This is a genomic window from Xanthomonas rydalmerensis (assembly GCF_033170385.1).
GTDB lineage: Bacteria > Pseudomonadota > Gammaproteobacteria > Xanthomonadales > Xanthomonadaceae > Xanthomonas_A > Xanthomonas_A rydalmerensis.
Genome location: NZ_CP126170.1, coordinates 3,513,018 through 3,531,489, shown reverse-complemented (window position 1 = coordinate 3,531,489; position 18,472 = coordinate 3,513,018). Strand labels below are relative to the sequence as shown.

Below are 18,472 nucleotides of genomic sequence, written 5' to 3'. Positions count from 1 at the left end.
ACGGGTGGGTGACGCGGCGCAGCCTAGGCGGGCGCGCATGCAGCCTGCGTCAAGGCGCGCGGGCAAGTGTTCAGGATGGCGGCGCAGGGAGGGACGTGTGGCGTGGGACGGGCCCAGCGCGTCCTGTCATGCGCGCGCCATGCGTTCACGGGTGGACAGAGCGGTCGAAATCTTCATCGGCCGATTCGCGGTACTTGGTGCGCCGGCGCGAAGGCGGTACGCGATTCCCGATAGCAGTGTCGGCGAGCCGGGCCCGCCATGCCCCAGCCTGCGGGGAGATTTGCCACGTGTCGCGCAGTGCGTGCGTGGGCGCCTGCATCGCGGCGGAGCGGCAACCTCACGTTGGCGTGGGTGCGTGCGCGGCATGTGCCGCGGGGGGCGTGTGCAACGACACCGGGCGCGCAGCGCTGTGGCGTCTGCGCGCGTCGCGGCGTGATAGCGCCGCTATTGCGATCGCCCGGAGGCAGCAGCGCGGTGCGGTGCCGATCGCACCCATTCGTCGTCGCACCCGCCAATCGCCAGGCAAAGAAAAAGCCGCTGGCGGACCAGCGGCTCTTTCAGGACTGCAAAAAGCAAGAAGTGATTACTTCTTGGCTTCCTGAGCAGCGTCCTTGGCCTTGTCGGCGGTGTCTTCCGCAGCCTTGGCGGTGTCGGCAGCCTTGTCGGCAGCGGCATCGGTCGGGGCAGCGGCGGCAGCGGCCGAAGCGTCGGCAGCGGTGTTGGCGGCGGTCGCGGCGGTGTCGGCAGCAGCCTGAGAGGCGTCGGCGGTCGGGGCGCCGGCGGCAGCCGACTGGTCGGCAGCAGCCTGGGCGTCGGTGGCGGCTTCGTTAGCCGACTGCGCGGCGTCCTGGGCCTGCTCCTGCTTCGAGCACGCGGCCAGGGCCAGGCCCAGGGCCATTGCGATCAGCAGCTTGTTGATGCTCATTGTGTCTATCCTCGTCGTTTAGTTAGGCAACGCGCGAATGCGCGCCCTCAACATGATGACAAGCCAAAGTCGGCTGTCAAGCGCACGCGCATTCATTTTTGTGTTTCAGGGGTTAATTCCAGTCAAATCAATTCGATGGCGACCGCTGTCGCTTCGCCACCCCCGATGCACAGGGTCGCGATTCCGCGGCGGCCGCCACGGCTGCGCAACGCATTTAGCAATGTCACCAGCAGGCGCGCACCGGAGGCGCCGATCGGATGGCCGAGCGCACAGGCACCGCCTTGGACGTTGATCTTGGCATGGTCCAGGCCCAGTTCCTTGATCGGCACCATGGCCACCACGGCGAAGGCTTCGTTGATCTCGAACAGGTCGACCTGGTCCAGGCTCCAGCCCACCTGATCGAGCAGCTTGCGGATCGCGCCGACCGGTGCGGTGGTGAACCATTCCGGCGCCTGCGAGAAGGTCGCGTGGCCGACGATCCGCGCCAGCGGCGCGACGCCGCGGCGCGCGGCCTCGTCGGCACCCAGCAGCACCAGCGCGGCGGCGCCGTCGGAGATGCTCGAGGAACTGGCCGCGGTGACCGTGCCGTCCTTCTTGAACGCCGGCTTCAGCGCCGGGATCTTGGTCACGTCGGACTTGCCCGGCTGCTCGTCGCTGTCGACCTGCACCTCGCCCTTGCGGGTGGCGACGGTCACGGGGACGATTTCCGCAGCGAAGGCGCCATCGCGCTGCGCGGCCTGCGCGCGGTTCACCGATTCGATCGCGAACGCGTCCTGGTCCTTGCGGCTGAAGCCGAACTTCTCCGCGGTGGCCTCGCCGAACACGCCCATCGCCTGGCCGTCGTCGGGATTGGTCAGGCCGTCCCAGGCCATGTGGTCGACCGCCTGGAAGTTGCCGTAGCGGTTGCCGGTGCGCGAGTTCGGCAGCATGTGCGGCGCGTTGCTCATCGACTCCATACCGCCGGCGACGACGATGCTGGCCGACCCGGCCTTGATCAGGTCGTGGCCGAGCATCACTGCCTTCATGCCCGAGCCGCAGACCTTGTTGATGGTGGTGGCGCCGGTGCCGTCGGGCACGCCGGCCGCGCGCGCGGCCTGGCGGGCGGGAGCTTGGCCGAGATTGGCCGGCAGCACGCAGCCCATGATGACTTCGGAGACATCCGCGGCGGGGATGCCGGACTGCTCCAGCGCGGCGCGGATGGCCGCGGCGCCCAGCGTCGGCGTGGGTACGCCGTTGAACTGGCCCAGGAACGCGCCGATGGCGGTGCGCTTGGCCGCGGCGATGACGATCTCGGTCATGGCAAACCCTTACGAAAGTGGTTTTCCGATTATCGGCCGCGGCGCGGGTTCTGCCAATCGCAGGTGCCTGGGGTGGCCGTTTCGCGAACGCTGTTTCGGTGTAGATTGGCGTGGGTCATCGCCGTCGCCGACGGCCGATGAATGGAATGGCACCGGTCGGTGCGGCAGATCAAGGTAGAGGGGAAGAACATGCGGGCATTGATGGCACGGTCGCTGCTGGCGGCCGCGGTAGCGGTTGCGCTGACCTCGTGCGGTGGCGGCGGTGGCGGTGGCGGCAATCTGGTCCATGGCAGTCCGCCGCCGACCTCGCCGCCTCCGCCCCCACCGCCGCCGCCGCCCCCTCCGCCGCCGACGTCACCGCCTCCGACCTCGCCACCGCCGCCGCAGCCGGCGTTCGACGCGCATCTGACCCTGACCAATACGCTGGCCGCGCACAGCGCCGGCTACGACGGCAGCGGCTACCGCATCGGCGTGGTCGACACCGGCGTCAACCGCAACCATCCGGCGCTGGCCGGGCGGGTGGTGTCGAACCTGATCTACGTCGATCCGAGCCAGAACAACACCAAGGTCGACGACGTCGACGGCCACGGCACCACCGTGGCGCAACTGGCGGCGGGCAAGTCGGTCGGGCAGTGGCCGGGCGGCATCGCGCCGGGCGCGCAGATCGTGTCCGCACGCATCATTGCCGATACCCCGCCCAAGGACGACGGCAGCGGCAGCGGCAACCAGGTCAGTGGCGGGCTGGGCCTGACCCAGGTCCACCAGGACCTGATCAATGCCGGCGTCAAGGTGATGAACAACTCCTGGGGCGGCATCTACTGGACCGACCTGAACTCGACCAACGCCATCGCCGCCGAGTACCGCCCGTTCGTGATCGGCAACGGTGGCCTGGTGGTGTTCGCCGCCGGCAACGAATCCAAGTCCACGCCCTCGGACATCGCTTCGCTGCCCAGCAAGTCCGGCCCCAACGGCACCCTGCCGGCGGCGGACCTGGAGCGTGGCTGGCTGGTGGTGGCGGCGACGGATTCGAGCACCGGCACGCAACTGGCCTCGTATTCCAACGCCTGCGGCGCGGCGATGCGCTACTGCCTGGTCGCGCCCGGCACCGAGGTGTTCGTCGATCCCAAGGCCACCTCCGCCAGCAACCCCGACTACTACTACGGCAGCGGCACCTCGTTCGCGGCGCCGCTGGTGTCCGGTGCGGCGGCGCTGGTCTGGCAGGCCTTCCCGTATTTCACCAACGACCTGGTCCGGCAGACCCTGCTCGGCACCGCCACCGACCTGGGCACGCCGGGCGTGGACGCGACCTTCGGCTACGGCCTGCTCAACGTCGGCAAGGCGGTGCAGGGACCTGGCCGCTTCGACTGGGGCGACGTGACCGTGGGGTTCACCGGCAGTTCGACCTGGGCCAACGACATCGCCGGCAGCGGTGGCCTGATCAAGCAGGGCAGCGGCACGCTGACCCTGAGCGGCACCCAGAATACTTACAGCGGCGACACCCAGGTGCAGGGCGGCACGCTCAGCGCGGCCAGCCTGGGCAGCTCGAACGTGGCGATCAGCAATGGCGCCACCTTCGTCGGCACCGGCGCGCTCGGCGGCAGCGTCGCCAATGCCGGCACCTTCCAGGTCGGCGCGGCCACCCTGAGCCTGAGCGGCAACTACGTGCAGAGCAGCAACGGCCGGCTGGCCCTGCTGGTCGGCGACAAGCTCTCGGTCGGCGGCAGCGCCGTCCTGCAGGGCGGTTCGCTGTACGTGCTGGGCAAGCGCGACTACGTGGTCAACAACACCGCGTACAGGGTGCTGGAGGCCAACGGCGGGCTCACCGGCACGTTCGCCTCGGTGACCACGCCGTCGAACGTGTTCCTGACCTCGTTCCTGTCCTACGACGCCACCAGCGCCTCGATCACCGTGCAGTCGCTGAGCGTCACCGCCGCCGCGGCCAGTTTCGGCAACATCACTGCGGCCACTCTGGCGTCGGCGACGCGCGTGGATGCGGCGTTCGCGCAGCTCAACACGCAGCTGAGCCACGACCCGGCCACGGTCGACGGCGCCCTGCTTAAGGCGGCCGGCGCAGTGCAGCAGTCGCCGAGCGTGGCGGCGGCGTCGGCGACGCTGCGCAGCCTGTCCGGCGAGGCGCACGCCGCGGCCACCGCGATGACCTTCGACACCATGGACCTGCAGCGGCGCGCGCTGTCCAGCCGCTTCGACACGTTGGTCGAACGACCGCGCGCGGTCGGCGCCTGGAGCCAGCGCCTGGGCGAGACCGGGCAGGGCAGCTTCGCCGGCAGCGAGTTCCAACTCGATGGCTGGCTGATGGGCCAGGACCTGCGCCTGAACGACCACCTCGTCGCCGGCGTCGCTTTCGGCGAGAGCCGCGCCAGCGATGCCGGCAGCCTGGACCGCAGCCGCAACCGCCAGGTGCAGGGCCAGGCCTATCTCGGTGCGATGGCCGGCAATGCCTACGCGCTGGCGCAACTGGGCAGCGGCCAGTATCAGCGCCAGCTCGACCGCAGCCTGCTGCTTGGCGACACCGTCGCCGACGCCTCCAGCCGCTATGCCGGGCGCTTCCTGTCCTCCAGCGTCGAGGTCGGCTATCGGTTCGGGCGCGGCCCGGCGTGGCTGACCCCGTATGCCGGCGCTGACTACAGCCGCATCGACAGCGATGGCTTCCGCGAACAGGGCGGCGATGGCTTCGGGCTGATGGCCGGCGCGGCCAGTTCCTCGCGCAGCCAGGCGCTGGCCGGCCTGCGGGGCGGATTCGGCGGGCGCGGCTGGTCGCTGCAGGGCTATGCCGAGTGGCAGCAGACGCTGGCCACGCAGGGCTTGGAGCGGCAGGCCAGCTTCGTCGGCGTGAACGCGTGGGCGCCGCTGGTGGACCTGCAGCCGGCGCGCTCGGGCGGGCTGTTCGGCGCCAGCCTGCAGACGCGCTGGAACGGCGCGCTGCTCGGCCTGGGCTACGACCAGCGCTTCGGGCCGCGCGGCGACGACCGCGCGGTGTCGCTGAACTATCGCCTGGGCTTCTGAGTCCCGTATCCGTCCGGCGCGTCCTGCGCCGGCTCGGGGTCGATCAGTCAGGCAGGGCCGGGGCGTCCCGGCCCTGCGATCTGTAGCTCTTCCGCCTGCGGCGCAGGCGGCGCGCGGCGTCACTCGCCGCGCAGATGGCCCATCGAGCGCGGTGCGGTGCGGCCCAGCGGCAGCTTGAGCTTGCCGATCGCCTGCATGCGCGCCTCGGCGATGCGGTCGGCGGCCTGTTGCGGCGGAATGTTCTCGCGCTCGGACAGGTCGAAGATCTTGCCGAGGTTGTGGTACATGCTGCGGATCAGTCGCATCGCACGTTCGCGGTTGTAGCCGTCGATCTCCAGCGACACGTTCATCACCCCGCCGGCGTTGACCGCGTAGTCGGGCGCGTAGAGGATGCCGCGGCGGTGCAATTCCTCGCCGACGGCGGGATTGGCCAACTGGTTGTTGGCGGTGCCGCAGACGATCTTGACCTTGAGCCGCGGCAGCTTGGCCTCGTCGAGCGCGCTCTCCATGGCGCACGGCGCCAGCACGTCGGCGGCGACGTCGTAGATGTCGTCCGGGTCGACCGATTCTGCGCCGTATTCGGCCACAGCGCGCGCGACCAGCGCGGGGTCCAGGTCGGTCACGTACAGCTTGGCGCCGCGTTCCTTGAGCAGCTTCACCAGCTCCATGCCGATGTGGCCCAGGCCCTGCACGGCGATGCTGGTCTTGCCGATCTCCTCGTGGCCGAACTTGCGTTGCAGCGAGGCCATCAGCGCCTGCAGCGCGCCGTAGGCGGTGAACGGGGCCGGGTCGCCGGAGCCGCCGTGCACCTGGTGCACGCCGGTGACGTACTCGGTTTCCAGGTAGATCTGCTCCATGTCGTTGACGTCGGTGCCGACGTCCTCGGCGGTGATGTAGCGGCCGCCCAGCGAATCGACGTAGCGGCCGAAGGCGCGGAACAGCGCTTCGGACTTGTCGCTCTTCGGATCGCCGATGATCACCGCCTTGCCGCCGCCGATGTTGAGCCCGGCCAGCGCGTTCTTGTAGGTCATGGTGCGGCTGAGCCGCAGCGCGTCCTGCAGGGCGGACTCGGTGTTGGCGTAGGGGCGCATGCGCACGCCGCCTAGCGCCGGGCCGAGCACGGTGTTGTGGATGGCGATGATCGCCTGCAGTCCCACGTCGCGGTTGTGGCAGAAGACGACCTGTTCGTGGCCGGTGTTGGCTAGCGTTTCGAAAAGCATGGGGGCTCCGCTGGCGTTGCAGGTGTCAGGCACCATGGTCCAGGAACGTGCCTGGTGGGTGGCGCAAAACAAAAACGCGACGGTTCCGGAACAGGCCCTGAGCGTCGCGATGCCGGCATTTTAAAGCAATTGCCGGCTGCCCGCGCGATGACGCCATGGCCCCGCGGTGCGGGCATCTCGCCGTGCTGTGCGACGCAAGGGACGGCAGCGTGCCCGTTTGCCCGGGCCGATGCTGAGATCGCGGACCAGGGCGGCTCTCGGTGGAGGCGGTGCCCGGCGGACGGGGAAGAGCGGGCGAGCGGCGGCGGTCAGTCCCGTGGCGGCCGCCGACAATGCGATTGCATTGTGGGAGGGGCTTCAGCCCCGACGTCTGACAGTCGGCGCCGGGGCTGAAGTCTCTTCGCAGCTGCGCAGCGGGCAGCGGCCGAACGCCGGCACCGCGTGTGTCGCGGTACGCCATGCGGGCCGGCGGCCATGCATCGGTGGGCACGCAGCCGCGCGCGCCGCCAGCATGGCGGTCACGCGCGGCGCTGTGGGGCGATGCATCAGCGGCGGACCCAGTACCCGGCGTGGAAGCGATAGGCGGGGCCGTAGTGCTCCCAGCGCGGGCCGACGTAGACGTAGCCCGGCCGTTCCACCACATAGCGGCCGGCGACCCAGACGTGGTGGTACCCGTTCCACTGCCAGTAGCCGGGCATCCAGACATAGCCGGGACGCACCACCACCCGTTCCACCCGCGGCGGCGGCGGCGCGGCGCGGACCGACAGTTCCACCACCTCGCGCGCCTGCGCGGGCGCGACGGCCATGCCGCCGGCGAGCGCGCCGCCGAGCAGGGAGGCCAGCAACAAGGGACGAGCGAACATGCGATTTCTCCGAAGGCATCGGCGGGGTGCCGACGCGGGAGGAAACGCCGCGGCCCGGGGAGGTGTTGACGCGCTCGGGAGAGCCTATTCATCCGCCGGATAGGCGGGCGCGGCGGCACGCGGCGTGGACGCGCATGCTGCAGCGCAACCTGCCCGTGTCGCGCTGCGCGCCTAGAATCGCGGCATTCTCTTTTCGATGTGCGCACGATGAGCCTTCCCGCGTCCCGCGTTCCGTTGCCGCAGACGGACGCCAGTCCCTTGCGTTTCGTCACCGCCGCCAGCCTGTTCGACGGCCACGATGCGGCGATCAACATCATGCGCCGCCTGATCCAGGCGCAGGGCGCCGAGGTGATCCATCTCGGCCACAACCGCAGCGTCGAGGACGTGGTGCGCGCGGCGCTGCACGAGGATGCCGATGCGATCGCGCTGTCGTCCTACCAGGGCGGCCACGTGGAGTACTTCAAGTACATGGTGGACATGCTGCGCGAGCGCGGCGCCGGCCATGTGCGGGTGTTCGGCGGCGGTGGCGGCACCATCACCCCCGAGGAAATCGCCGAGCTGCAGGCCTACGGCGTGGAGCGCATCTACCACCCCAACGACGGCATGAAGATGGGCCTGGTGGAGATGATCGAGGACGTGGTGGCGCGCGCCGGGCGCGCACGGGACGCGGGACCCGGGACCCGGGACCCGGAACAAGCCGGCACCTCGATTCCCAGCATCGACGACGAGATCGGCATCGGCAGGATGCTGTCGGCCATTGAAGACGGCGTGTTCTCCGAGGCCGAACTGGCTCTGCTGCGCAAGCAGTGGCAAGCCGGCCTGCCTCGCCCTTCCGAGTCCCGGGTCCCGGGTCCCGGGTCCCGCAGCGGGCGCGCAGCGCCCGTACTCGGCCTGACCGGCACCGGTGGCGCCGGCAAGTCCTCGGTCACCGACGAACTGCTCAACCGCTTCCTGGCCAGCTTCCCGCAGATGCGCATCGCGGTGGTGTCGGTGGACCCGAGCCGACGCCGCACCGGCGGCGCGCTGCTCGGCGACCGCATCCGCATGAACGCGCTGCGCAGCCCGCGCGTGTACATGCGCTCGATGGCCACGCGGCGCCAGCACGCCGCCACCAATCGCGTGCTGAAGGACTGCATCGCGCTGCTGAAGGGTATCGGCTACGACCTGGTGATCGTGGAGACCGCCGGCATCGGCCAGAGCGATTCGGAGATCGTCGATCTGGTCGATTTCCCGGTGTACGTGATGACCAGCGACTATGGTGCGCCGAGCCAGCTGGAGAAGATCGACATGCTCGACTTCGCCGAACTGGTGGTGCTGAACAAGTACGACCGGCGTGGCGCCGAGGATGCGTTGCGCGACGTGCGCAAGCAGTGGCGGCGCAACCGCGCGGCGTTCCAGCTGGAGGACGAGGCGGTCCCGGTATATCCCACCATCGCCAGCCAGTTCAACGATCCGGGCGTGAGCTGGATGTTCGTCAATCTGTGCCGCCTGTTGCGCGAGAAGCTCGATGCGCAGACCGAGGCCGCTGCAGGCTCGCCCGGTGCGCAGGCGCACTGCGATTTCCGCCCGCAGCTCGACACCACGCTGAAGGAGCCGCGCGCCACCGTGCTGATTCCCGGTGCGCGCGTGCGCTACCTGGCCGAGATCGCCGAGCAGGGTCGCGCCCTCAATGCCGGCGTGCTGCGCCAGGCCGAAGCGGCCGACCGTGCGCAGGCGTTCTGGCAGGCTTTGCACGAACTGCAGGATCCGCAGTTGCCGGCGCAACTGGAACTGTACGCGGCGCAGGACCTGCTGCCGGCGCCGCGCACGTCCGCCGAGGCCTCCGCTGCCGCCGTCGACGCCAGCCTGCTGTTGCTGCGCCAGCGCTACAACGATGCCTTGCAGTCGCTGTCCAACGAGTCGCTGAAGCTGCTGCGCGAGTGGCCGCAACGGCTGAAGTCGATCACCGATCCGGTCACCGAGTACGCGGTGCGCGGCAAGCCGATCCGGGTGGAGAACTACCGGCAGTCGCTGAGCCATCAGTCCATTCCGAAGATCGCCGCGCCGCGCTACAAGAGCTGGGGCGAACTGCTGACCTTCCTCGGCAAGGAGAACCTGCCCGGCAGCTATCCGTACACCGGCGGCGTGTACCCGTACCGGCGCACCGGCGAGGATCCGATTCGCATGTTCGCCGGCGAGGGCACGCCCGAGCGCACCAACCGGCGCTTCCACTATCTGAGCGTCGGCCAGCCGGCCGCGCGCCTGTCCACCGCCTTCGACAGCGTCACCCTGTACGGCGAGGACCCGGCGCCGCGTCCGGACATCTACGGCAAGATCGGCAACTCCGGGGTCAATATCCCGACCCTGGACGATATGAAGAAGCTCTACTCCGGCTTCGACCTGTGCGCGCCGACCACCAGCGTGTCGATGACCATCAACGGCCCGGCGCCGATGATCCTGGCGATGTTCATGAACACCGCCATCGACCAGCAGGTGGAGAAGTACCTCAAGGCCGACGCGCAGCGCTGGGCGCAGGCCGAGCAGACCCTGGCGCGGCTGTTCGAAGGCCGCGAACGCCCGCGCTATCACGGCGAGCTGCCGCCGGGCAACGACGGCCTCGGCCTGGCCCTGCTCGGGGTCAGCGGCGAGCAGTTGGTGGATGCGCCGACCTATGCGCAGATCAAGGCGCAGACCCTGTCCAGCGTGCGCGGCACGGTGCAGGCCGACATCCTCAAGGAGGACCAGGCGCAGAACACCTGCATCTTCAGCACCGAATTCGCACTGCGCATGATGGGCGACATCCAGCAGTACTTCGTCGAGCAGAAGGTGCGTAATTTCTACTCGGTGTCGATCTCCGGCTATCACATCGCCGAGGCCGGGGCGAACCCGATCAGCCAGCTCGCCTTCACCCTCAGCAATGGCTTCACCATCGTCGAGTACTACCTGGCGCGCGGCATGCACATCGACGATTTCGCGCCGAACCTGAGCTTCTTCTTCAGCAACGGCATGGACCCGGAATACACGGTGATCGGCCGGGTGGCACGGCGGATCTGGGCGCGGGCGATGCGCGAGCGCTACGGCGGCAACGAGCGCAGCCAGATGATGAAGTACCACATCCAGACCTCGGGCCGCTCGCTGCACGCGCAGGAGATCCAGTTCAACGACATCCGCACCACGCTGCAGGCGCTGTACGCGCTGTTCGACAATTGCAACAGCCTGCACACCAACGCCTACGACGAGGCGATCACCACGCCGACCGAGGAGAGCGTGCGCCGTGCGGTGGCGATCCAGATGATCATCAACAAGGAGCTGGGGCTGAACTTCTGTGAGAACCCCTGGCAGGGCAGCTTCATCGTCGAGCAGCTTACCGACCTGGTCGAAGAGGCGGTGTACAAGGAGTTCGAGGCGATCAGCGAGCGCGGCGGCGTGCTCGGCGCGATGGACACCATGTACCAGCGCGGCAAGATCCAGGAAGAGAGCCTGTACTACGAACACAAGAAGCATGACGGCAGCCTGCCGTTGGTCGGGGTCAACACGTTCCTGCCCAAGGAGCGCGCCGGCGAGACCGCCACCGAGATCGAGCTGATCCGCTCCACCGAACAGGAAAAGGACCAGCAGATCGGCAACGTGCGCGACTGGCAGCAGCGCCGCAACGCGCTGGCGCTGGCCGCGGACGGCGCCGGCCTGGGCGCGCTGCAACGCACCGCGCGCGAGCGCCGCAACGTGTTCGCGGCGCTGATGGAGGCGGTGAAGACCCATAGCCTGGGTCAGATCAGCCACGCGCTGTACGAGGTCGGCGGCGAGTATCGGCGCAACATGTAGCCGTCGCGGCGTCGGGCGCTGCCGGCATGGCGCTTGCATGGTGCGATGGGTGACATGGGCGCCGCGACGCGGCGTGTCGATGCGCGCGCGCGGATCGGCGCAGGACACCCGCACAGCGGGTGCCTGCGGCCGCAGGTCGGTACCGCCGCGCACGAATCGGCGCGGCATGCTTGAATGGCGTTGCGTGCCACGTGGGTGCGCACCGGTGGCTGGGCGCGGGGACCTGGCGATGTTTTGCGGATGACGACGATCGTGCCGATCATGTGGATTGCCATCAGCGCGGGTGCGCTGGTGCTGGGGGCGGGACTCTGGTGGTGGTGGCGCCGTGGCCGTGGCGATGCGGCGGAGGCGGATGCCGTCGCCGAGGATGCCGACCTGCCCGAGGCGCCGGCAGCGCCTGCACGCGCCGCGCCGGCCGCGCCTGATGCCGCAGCGGAACCGGGCCTCGACCCCTTCGCCGACCCGGCGCTGATCGGCCTGGATCCGGTGCCGGACGCCGCGATCCTGGCGAGCCTGTGCGAGCTGGCGTTCGCTGGCCGGCCGGTGCACGCAGCGGCGGCGGCCGCGCCGGCGGTCATGGCCGATGCCGCCGTGGTGCTGGCGCGCATCGACGCGCATCCGCGCTACACGCCACGGCGTCCGCACCTGCTGCCGCAGCTCACCCGTGCGATCAACGATCCGGCCGCCGGCGCGCATTCCATCGCCACGATCCTGGGCCAGGACCCGGCGCTGGCCGGCAACCTGCTGCGCATCGCCAACAGCGTCGTCTACCGCCGCCATCCCGAGCCGATCGAGAACCTGGAGCGGGCGGTGGCCCTGCTCGGCACCGAGGGCCTGCGCCAGATCGTGCTGGCGGCGCTGCTGCAGCCGGTGATCGTCGACGACGGCAGCGTCTTCGGCCGCTGTGCGGCGGTGCTGTGGGAACACACCCTGCTGTCGGCGCACGCCGCCGCCCAGGTGCCCGATCGCGACGATGCGAACGCCGCGCAGTTGCTGGCGCTGCTGTGCGGGCTGGGCGCGGTCTCGGTGGTGCAGGTGCTGCGCGATGTCCACGCGCGCCACGCCGAGGCAACGCCCACACCGGCGGCGATGACCGAGATGCTGGAAGCCTGGTCGGCGCACTGCGCCAAGGCCATCTCTGCGGACTGGGGGCTGTCGCCGCGGGTGCAGCGGGCCTTGGAAGAGCAGGCGGGCGATGCCGAGGTGGCGACCATGAGTCCGCTCGGCCTTGCCCTGCGCCGGCAGCGCGCCGCGGCGGCCGCGCAGTTGGCGGTGCGCTATCACCGCTAGTCGCGGCGCGTGGGCGATCGGACGGCGCCGGCGAACCGTGCAAGGACTTGGCAGATCGCGCCAGCAGCGGTGCGGGGCAGGGCGCGATCGCAGTGGGGTGCTGCGCGAGGCGGGGCGAGGCGCGCTCCAACGGGGTGGACGCGGATGAGCGCCATCGACCAAACGCGCACCGCATGGGCCGCACCGCCCTGGCTCGACGCCGTGCTCAAAGGTGTGCGCCTTGTCCTGATCATTGTCGGCAACCTGGCGATGGTCGCCGGCTGCATGGCCCTGGCGCACGTGGTCACGTCGGCGCTGGCGCCCTTTCTGGCGATGCTGCTGATCTTCCCGCTGGCGGTGTTCGCCACGATTGCGATCCACGAAGGCGGACACGCGTTGGCGGCGCGCGCGGTCGGCATGACCGTGTCCATGGTGCGGGTCGGCCCACTGCACCTGCTTGCGCGGCGCCGCGGCTGGCGGGTCCGCTGGCAACGCACGCGGCAAGGCGACAACACGGGTGTCGTGCTGGCGGTGCCGAACCCGTATGCGGCAGTGCGCCGGCAGTATCTGGTGCTGATCGCCGGAGGTCCGCTGGCCAACCTGCTGGTGGCGGCCGGATGCGGATTCCTGGCATGGCGCCTGGGGCTGGGCAGCAGCAGTGGCGCGTTCTGCATCGGCGCAGCCGTGTTCAATCTGGCAGTCGGGTTGGGCAATCTGGTGCCGTTGCAGAGCGCGCTCGGCGGCAGCGACGGCCTGAAGTTGCTGAAGCATGCACGGCGGCGCGATCCGGACGCCCTGGCCGAGGTGCTGGCCGAACTCAATGGCCTCTCGCTGCGCGGCGTCACCGCGGACAAGCTGCCGGCACACCGCCTGGCTCTGCTCGCGGACGGCGACGGCTGGTTTTTCTATGTCTGGTTCACGCTGAAAGCCATGCAGATCCGTGGCGAGTGGGCGCAGATCGCTGCGCTGCAGCCGGTTTTCGAAGAGCAGGTCGCGACGCTGCCTGCGCCGGTCGCCGAAGCCTGGCACACCCTGGTCGCGCTGTTGCGCTGCGAACTCGCGTTCTCGCGTGCCATGGCCGGCGCCGACCAGGCCGATCCCCTGGATGCGTCACTGAATGCAGAGATCGATTGGACGAGTCCGGCGTTGCGTCCGCGCTGCCAGGCGCTGATGGCGGCGCAGCGTGGCGACGCGGGCGCCGCGTTGGCGGCATTGGCGCGCGCGGAGGCATTGGCCGAGAACGACGTGGATGCCGCCACCCGGCAATGCGAACGCGTGCTGCGCGAGGCGATCCGTCAGCGGCTGCCGCCGACCTCGCGTCCCTGATCGTGCATGGCCAGCCGGCATGCGGCCGGCTGGCGTGCAGTGCCCAGCGTGCCGCTCAGCGCAGCGGCACGTCGGCGACCTTGTCCTGGTAGTCGCGCTTGGGGTCGATGCCGAACAACACCTTGATGCCGGCCATCAGGCTGGAGCCGTTGAGCCAGATCTGCGCGTGATCCGGATCCAGGCGCAGCAATGCCAGCTTGGGATCTTCCTTGCCCTCTTCGTACCACGCTGCGACATAGCCGTTCCACAGGCGCTCGATCACGGCCTGGTCGTTGTCGACACTGAGCGTGCCGCTGATGCTGGCGAACAGATCGTGGCCCTTGGCGCTGAACGCGGCGATCACCCGCTGGCTCTGCGCCAGCTTCTGCACCAGCGCGTTGTCCTTGGAGGTGAAGAACCAGATCGGGCCGCCGCTGTCGCCCTCGAACTGTGCGGTCATCGGGCGGGCGTGGCCATCCTCGACGCCGTCCAGGCCCAGCATCACGGTGCGGTCGGACTTCAATGCCTTCCAGAATTTCTCTTCCAGTTCCTGCGGGCTGGCCATGCGGATCTCCGAGCGGGCGACAGTGCCCGCGTGCACTGTGCCGGGAGGCGCGCGCGCGGTCCGTGACGGAAGGGTGCAAGCGGCGTGCACAGGCGGTGCGTGCACGCCCGCATGCAGAGCACTGTAGACAAATACAGCGGTGGCGATGCGCGCTGCGATGCGCATCCAGGCACCACCGTGATCGGCAGTGCTATCAAACCGCACGCTCCGCCCGATGCGGTCATCGCCCGATGGCCGCCGCCGCGTGGCGGACGGACCACGGTTCCGCAGGGAAAGCGTGTGCCGGCTTCCGCGGCGCACGCCGCGCCGCCCGACAGGATGTTTGCCGATGAGTGCGATTCCCGCGACGCAACCGCTGTTGCCGCCGCAACTGACCCTGGCGATGGCCGCCGCCAGCATCGCCGCCTACGCGGCCTACGAAGGCAAGCCGGTGTCGGCGCCGTCCGACTACCGCTTGGTCGCCCGCTGGTCCGGCTGGGACGGCGATCCGCTGGGCGGTAGCGAGGAGCTGTTCGGCCTGTTGTTTCGCTCCACGGTCGCCGCCGGCACCTATCTGTTCGCGTTCCGCGGCACCGATTCGGACCTGGACATCTACGAGGACCTGGACTTCTCCACTACCGCCTTCGTCCCCGCCGCTGGCACGGCCACGCCGGCGCCGCAGGTGTCGGCCGGGTTCTACGGCATCTACAACGCCAGGGGCGGCGCCATGCGCGCCTCGATGCGCGAGCAGTTGTTCGCCCTGCTGGAGCACTTCGCGCCGACCCAGGTCTACGTCACCGGGCACAGCCTGGGCGGCGCGTTGAGCCAGTTGTTCTCGCTGGACCTGGCGCTGAGCCGGCCGGCGCTGCCCAGTCGCAACATCAATTTCTGCAGCCCGATGGTCGGCGACGCGAGCTGGGAGCAGGTCTATGCCGCGCATATTCCTGCAGCCGACAGCACGCGCTGCTACAACTACTGGGACTACGTGCCGTCGCTGCCGCCGTCCACGTTCGGCTATGCGCCGGTGGGGCAGGCGTTCCGGACCGCCTACGACGTCAACGGCGCCTGGTTCCCGCATCTGTTGCCACGGCACTCCATCGCCAACATGCAGGTCGTGTTGCAGCATGCGCTGTGGCAGACGCCGCAGGCCTGGAGCGGCACCTTTGCCGACCAGACCGATCCGCAGCGGCTGATGCGCAGCCAGATCCCGCCCACCACGCCGCATCCGGCCTGGGCGGACATGGCGCTGACCGCGCGTGCGGCCGAGCAGGCGCTGGGCTTTCCGGACGGCGCGCCGACGCCACAGGCAGCCACGCCATGAGCGCCTGCGCCGCCTGGCGGCGCGCCCCGCGTGCCTCAGCGCACTGCATGGCGCCGTCGGGTGTGCCACGCTGCCGGGAATGCCCATCGATCGCAAGGAGTTGGCCATGGCCTCGTTCGACCTGTATCTCCCGCAGCTGCTGCGGTTCGAAGGCGGCTTCGTCGACGATCCTGACGATCCGGGCGGTGCCACCAATTACGGCATCACCCTGGCCACGTTCCAGCGCTGCGCGCAGACACTGCTCGGCGAGGCGCCGACCCTGCAGGCGTTGCGCGCGCTGACCGTCGAGCAGGCTGCGACGATCTACCAGCACGAATACTGGGACAGGATCGGCGCCGACCAGATCGCCTCGCAACCCCTGGCCGAACTCGTGTTCGATTTCTACGTCAACGCCGGCGACGTGGCGATCAAGCTGTTGCAGCGCATCCTGCAGCAACTGGGCGCGACGGACTTGGTGATCGATGGGGAGATGGGGCCGACCACCCTGGCGGCCCTGGCCAGCGCCGATACGGCGCAGGTGTATGCGCAGTATCGGCAGCAGCGCATCGACTACTACCAGCGCGTGGTGGCAGAGCGTCCGGTCGACGCCAAGTTCCTCGCCGGCTGGCTGCGCCGCGCGGAATGGTTCCCGGCGAACCTGCCGGCGGATGGGGCGGCGCCGGCGCAGACCGGCACCGCCTGAGCGTCGGTCCCGCGCCGTGCCATGCGTGCACGGCGCGTGTATCCGCGTTTCACCGCCTGCGCATGTCGCGCTGGCTAGTCTCCCGGACGAGCGTCGGCCCTGGGCCGGCGTCACCGCACGCCGTCACGGCGTGCACCTGTCCTCGTTTCGGGAAGACCGCATCATGATCAAGTGGGCCATCATCATCGCCATCATCGGACTCATCGCCGGCGCGCTCGGCTTCAGCGGCGTGGCGGGCGCGGCGATGGGCGTCGCCAAGTTCCTGTTCTGGGCCGGCATCGCCATCGCCCTGGTGCTGTTCGTGCTGGGCACCATGCTGGCCAAGAAGGTCAGCTGAGCGCAGCACCGGGCATGTCGCGTCGAGGCGGGTGCGTCGCGAGACAGGGTGCCGGTAGACGTCGGTGCTCCGGCGGTCAGCAGGAGCCTGCTGCGCCGCTTTAGGCCTAGGCGTCGCTGGCGGTGTCTGTCGCGTTCGGAGCAGCGGTGTCGTCGTCGGAGGCAGGCTTGGCCGCCGCGGCGCGCGCTTCGCGCTTGCGTGCTTCCTTTTCTTCCTGCTGTTTCTTCTTGGCCAGCTCGCGCTGACGTTTTTCGAAGGAGTAGTTGGGCTTGGCCAATGCGCATCTGCCGGTGAGGGGAATGCGTCGAGTGTAGCCGGTGTACGCCATCGGCGTGCGAAACGGACAGGCCGCCCGTGTGAGACGGCCTGTCCTAGGCGCAGGTGCGGGAGTACGGCCCTCCCGGACCTTGGCTTACGGGCTCAGATACTGCTGGATCGACGAGTACACGTCGGCGAAGCGCGAGTAGTAGTCGGGATCGCTGGGCGCGCTGCAGTACGAGGTGCCGCCATACAGGCCACCGCGCAACTGGTAGGTGCCGTTGCTGCTGACGGTGAACAGGCCGGAGCCGGACGAGCCGCCCTCGGTGACGCCGGTGCTCCACTGCACGCGGTACAGCGGCGACTTGCCGTCGGTGGAGGTGGACAGGGCGGTGACCTTGCCCAGCGAGTACTTCTTGACGTCGCCGGCCGGGTGGTGGATGCCTTCGATCGCGGTGCCGGTCGAGCCGATCGCCGAACTGCTCCAGCCCGCATAGAAGGCGCCGCTGGGCGGGGCGCTCTTGAGCTCAAGCAACGAGGTGTCGCGGGTGGTGTTGGCGTAGCGCAGGTAGGCACCGCCGCCGAGCGTGGTGTAGTTGGAATTGACCGTGGAGCCGCCGCAGGTGGTGGCGTCGTAGAACCAGTAGGTCTGCAGCGTGTTGGCCACGGTCTGGGTGCTGATGCAGTGCGCCGCGGTCCAGAACATCGCTTTCTTCGGCGAGTTGCTGTTGTTGAGCAGAGTGCCGGTGCACAGGTAGGTGCTGCCGCCACTGGTGAAGGTCATGCGCGCCACCGACTTGGCCGCCGAGGTGAAGCCCGAGCTCGGATTGGCGCGGCAGACGATGTCGCGCTCGCATGAATCGCTCTCGCCGATCATCGGCCGCATCATCGTGTCGCTGGCGACCGGGCTGATGTCCAGGTGCGACAGCTGCGGGATCTTCAGCGCGAAGCCCTGCGGATACTGGCCCGCCGGCAGTTCGATCTCCACCACCATGCGCGCGCCGGCGATCACCGCCGACCAGCCGGGCTGGCTGCCGGCGAAATCGGCGCCGCTCTGCTGGAACACGCGGCCGTCCTCGCCAGCGAAGCGCAGCGTCGCCTTGCGCGGATCGCCGGGCTGGGCGCCGCTGCCGCTGAGTTGCAGCGCCGCGCGCAGCGCCTGCGCATTGGTCGAGGCGATTTCGAAACTGGTGACCTGCGCGCCGTTGGGAAGGGTCTGCCACTTCAGCCGGCGCAGGTTGATGTCGGGCTTGGCGACGTCGCGGGAAAAGCCGATCTGCAGCGGCTGGCCGTTCTTGACCTGCTGTCCGCGCGCCTGCTTCATCGCTGCGGCCTTGCTGCTGTCGGGCGCGGCCAGTTCGATCAGGCGCGGTGCATGCGCACTGCCCGGGGGAAGGCTGCGCAGTTCCGCGCCACCGAGCGCGGCGGCATCCGGGCGTGCTTCGACCGGGGCGGAGTCCATCTCGGCTGCTGGGGGAGTGGCAGCCATGGCGACGGGGGACATGCCGGCAATGCCGGCGAGCAACGCCACATACAACGCGTGCTTGCGATTCATCGATCTTCCTTCTGCGAAGAGGGACGAGACCATCCGGCAGGGGACCGGATGCCATTCATTGCACCCGAGT

Annotated in this window: 14 protein-coding genes; 7 read left to right on the top strand and 7 right to left on the bottom strand. The window is 69.4% G+C overall.

Going from position 1 to position 18,472, the window contains the following annotated elements:
* Positions 1-583: 583 nt before the first annotated feature.
* Both QN245_RS14790 and QN245_RS14785 read right to left on the bottom strand, forming a co-directional pair.
* Entirely contained in the window at positions 584-925 is a 342-nt protein-coding gene (locus QN245_RS14790) for a hypothetical protein (protein WP_167087446.1), read from the bottom strand.
* Between the two features lie 122 nt (positions 926-1,047).
* Complete coding sequence (locus QN245_RS14785; RefSeq protein ID WP_317843526.1) at positions 1,048-2,223, bottom strand: thiolase family protein; 1,176 nt, start codon at positions 2,221-2,223, stop codon at positions 1,048-1,050.
* A 201-nt stretch (positions 2,224-2,424) separates the two neighbouring features.
* On the opposite strand from QN245_RS14785, the gene QN245_RS14780 reads away from it, so the two are divergent.
* Positions 2,425-5,247 carry a S8 family serine peptidase gene (locus QN245_RS14780; RefSeq protein WP_317843525.1) on the top strand — a complete coding sequence of 941 codons (2,823 nt, stop codon included), beginning with the start codon at positions 2,425-2,427 and terminating at the stop codon, positions 5,245-5,247.
* 119 nt (positions 5,248-5,366) lie between these two features.
* Here the strand turns inward: QN245_RS14780 and QN245_RS14775 are convergent, their stop codons facing one another.
* Positions 5,367-6,467 (bottom strand): Glu/Leu/Phe/Val dehydrogenase, encoded by a 1,101-nt coding sequence (locus QN245_RS14775; protein WP_167087452.1) that lies wholly within the window; start codon positions 6,465-6,467, stop codon positions 5,367-5,369.
* 545 nt (positions 6,468-7,012) lie between these two features.
* Entirely contained in the window at positions 7,013-7,330 is a 318-nt protein-coding gene (locus QN245_RS14770; RefSeq protein ID WP_317843524.1) for a hypothetical protein, read from the bottom strand.
* A 207-nt stretch (positions 7,331-7,537) separates the two neighbouring features.
* Here QN245_RS14770 and QN245_RS14765 point away from each other — a divergent pair, with 207 nt between their 5' ends.
* The 3 genes from QN245_RS14765 to QN245_RS14755 all read left to right on the top strand — a co-directional run bounded on the left by QN245_RS14765 (position 7,538) and on the right by QN245_RS14755 (position 13,726).
* A complete protein-coding gene (locus QN245_RS14765) occupies positions 7,538-11,131 on the top strand; it encodes a methylmalonyl-CoA mutase family protein (protein ID WP_317843523.1) in 3,594 nt (1,197 codons plus the stop codon).
* Between the two features lie 261 nt (positions 11,132-11,392).
* Positions 11,393-12,421: an HDOD domain-containing protein gene (locus QN245_RS14760; RefSeq protein WP_317843522.1), complete on the top strand. Its 1,029-nt coding sequence runs from the start codon at positions 11,393-11,395 to the stop codon at positions 12,419-12,421.
* A gap of 9 nt (positions 12,422-12,430) precedes the next feature.
* Positions 12,431-13,726, top strand: a complete 1,296-nt coding sequence (locus QN245_RS14755; RefSeq protein WP_317843521.1) for a M50 family metallopeptidase — start codon at positions 12,431-12,433, stop codon at positions 13,724-13,726.
* 55 nt (positions 13,727-13,781) lie between these two features.
* On the opposite strand, the gene QN245_RS14750 is transcribed toward QN245_RS14755, so the two are convergent.
* Positions 13,782-14,270, bottom strand: coding sequence for a pyridoxamine 5'-phosphate oxidase family protein (locus QN245_RS14750; protein ID WP_167087460.1), 489 nt, complete (start codon positions 14,268-14,270; stop codon positions 13,782-13,784).
* Between the two features lie 328 nt (positions 14,271-14,598).
* Between QN245_RS14750 and QN245_RS14745 the strand changes: the two genes are divergently transcribed.
* The 3 genes from QN245_RS14745 (at position 14,599) to QN245_RS14735 (ending at position 16,589) form a co-directional block, all read left to right on the top strand.
* The gene (locus QN245_RS14745; RefSeq protein WP_167087462.1) at positions 14,599-15,570 is read left to right on the top strand and encodes a lipase family protein; all 972 of its coding nucleotides are present in this window, start codon (positions 14,599-14,601) and stop codon (positions 15,568-15,570) included.
* A gap of 106 nt (positions 15,571-15,676) precedes the next feature.
* A complete protein-coding gene (locus QN245_RS14740; protein WP_184449149.1) occupies positions 15,677-16,252 on the top strand; it encodes a glycoside hydrolase family 108 protein in 576 nt (191 codons plus the stop codon).
* Between the two features lie 163 nt (positions 16,253-16,415).
* Complete coding sequence (locus QN245_RS14735; RefSeq protein WP_160948036.1) at positions 16,416-16,589, top strand: DUF1328 family protein; 174 nt, start codon at positions 16,416-16,418, stop codon at positions 16,587-16,589.
* A 106-nt stretch (positions 16,590-16,695) separates the two neighbouring features.
* Here the strand turns inward: QN245_RS14735 and QN245_RS14730 are convergent, their stop codons facing one another.
* Positions 16,696-16,866 carry a hypothetical protein gene (locus tag QN245_RS14730; RefSeq protein WP_167087466.1) on the bottom strand — a complete coding sequence of 57 codons (171 nt, stop codon included), beginning with the start codon at positions 16,864-16,866 and terminating at the stop codon, positions 16,696-16,698.
* Between the two features lie 135 nt (positions 16,867-17,001).
* Positions 17,002-18,402: a trypsin-like serine peptidase gene (locus tag QN245_RS14725; protein ID WP_184449150.1), complete on the bottom strand. Its 1,401-nt coding sequence runs from the start codon at positions 18,400-18,402 to the stop codon at positions 17,002-17,004.
* Positions 18,403-18,472 lie beyond the last annotated feature (70 nt).

What these genes read in the sequence shown, in the direction of transcription:
- QN245_RS14780 (WP_317843525.1), top strand. Translation starts at nt 2,425, where the DNA reads ATGGCACGGTCGCTGCTGGCGGCCGCGGTAGCGGTTGCGCTGACCTCG.
- QN245_RS14740 (WP_184449149.1), top strand. Translation starts at nt 15,677, where the DNA reads ATGGCCTCGTTCGACCTGTATCTCCCGCAGCTGCTGCGGTTCGAAGGC.
- QN245_RS14750 (WP_167087460.1), bottom strand. Translation starts at nt 14,270, where the DNA reads ATGGCCAGCCCGCAGGAACTGGAAGAGAAATTCTGGAAGGCATTGAAG.
- QN245_RS14775 (WP_167087452.1), bottom strand. Translation starts at nt 6,467, where the DNA reads ATGCTTTTCGAAACGCTAGCCAACACCGGCCACGAACAGGTCGTCTTC.
- QN245_RS14765 (WP_317843523.1), top strand. Translation starts at nt 7,538, where the DNA reads ATGAGCCTTCCCGCGTCCCGCGTTCCGTTGCCGCAGACGGACGCCAGT.
- QN245_RS14770 (WP_317843524.1), bottom strand. Translation starts at nt 7,330, where the DNA reads ATGTTCGCTCGTCCCTTGTTGCTGGCCTCCCTGCTCGGCGGCGCGCTC.
- QN245_RS14785 (WP_317843526.1), bottom strand. Translation starts at nt 2,223, where the DNA reads ATGACCGAGATCGTCATCGCCGCGGCCAAGCGCACCGCCATCGGCGCG.
- QN245_RS14745 (WP_167087462.1), top strand. Translation starts at nt 14,599, where the DNA reads ATGAGTGCGATTCCCGCGACGCAACCGCTGTTGCCGCCGCAACTGACC.
- QN245_RS14725 (WP_184449150.1), bottom strand. Translation starts at nt 18,402, where the DNA reads ATGAATCGCAAGCACGCGTTGTATGTGGCGTTGCTCGCCGGCATTGCC.
- QN245_RS14790 (WP_167087446.1), bottom strand. Translation starts at nt 925, where the DNA reads ATGAGCATCAACAAGCTGCTGATCGCAATGGCCCTGGGCCTGGCCCTG.
- QN245_RS14735 (WP_160948036.1), top strand. Translation starts at nt 16,416, where the DNA reads ATGATCAAGTGGGCCATCATCATCGCCATCATCGGACTCATCGCCGGC.
- QN245_RS14760 (WP_317843522.1), top strand. Translation starts at nt 11,393, where the DNA reads ATGTGGATTGCCATCAGCGCGGGTGCGCTGGTGCTGGGGGCGGGACTC.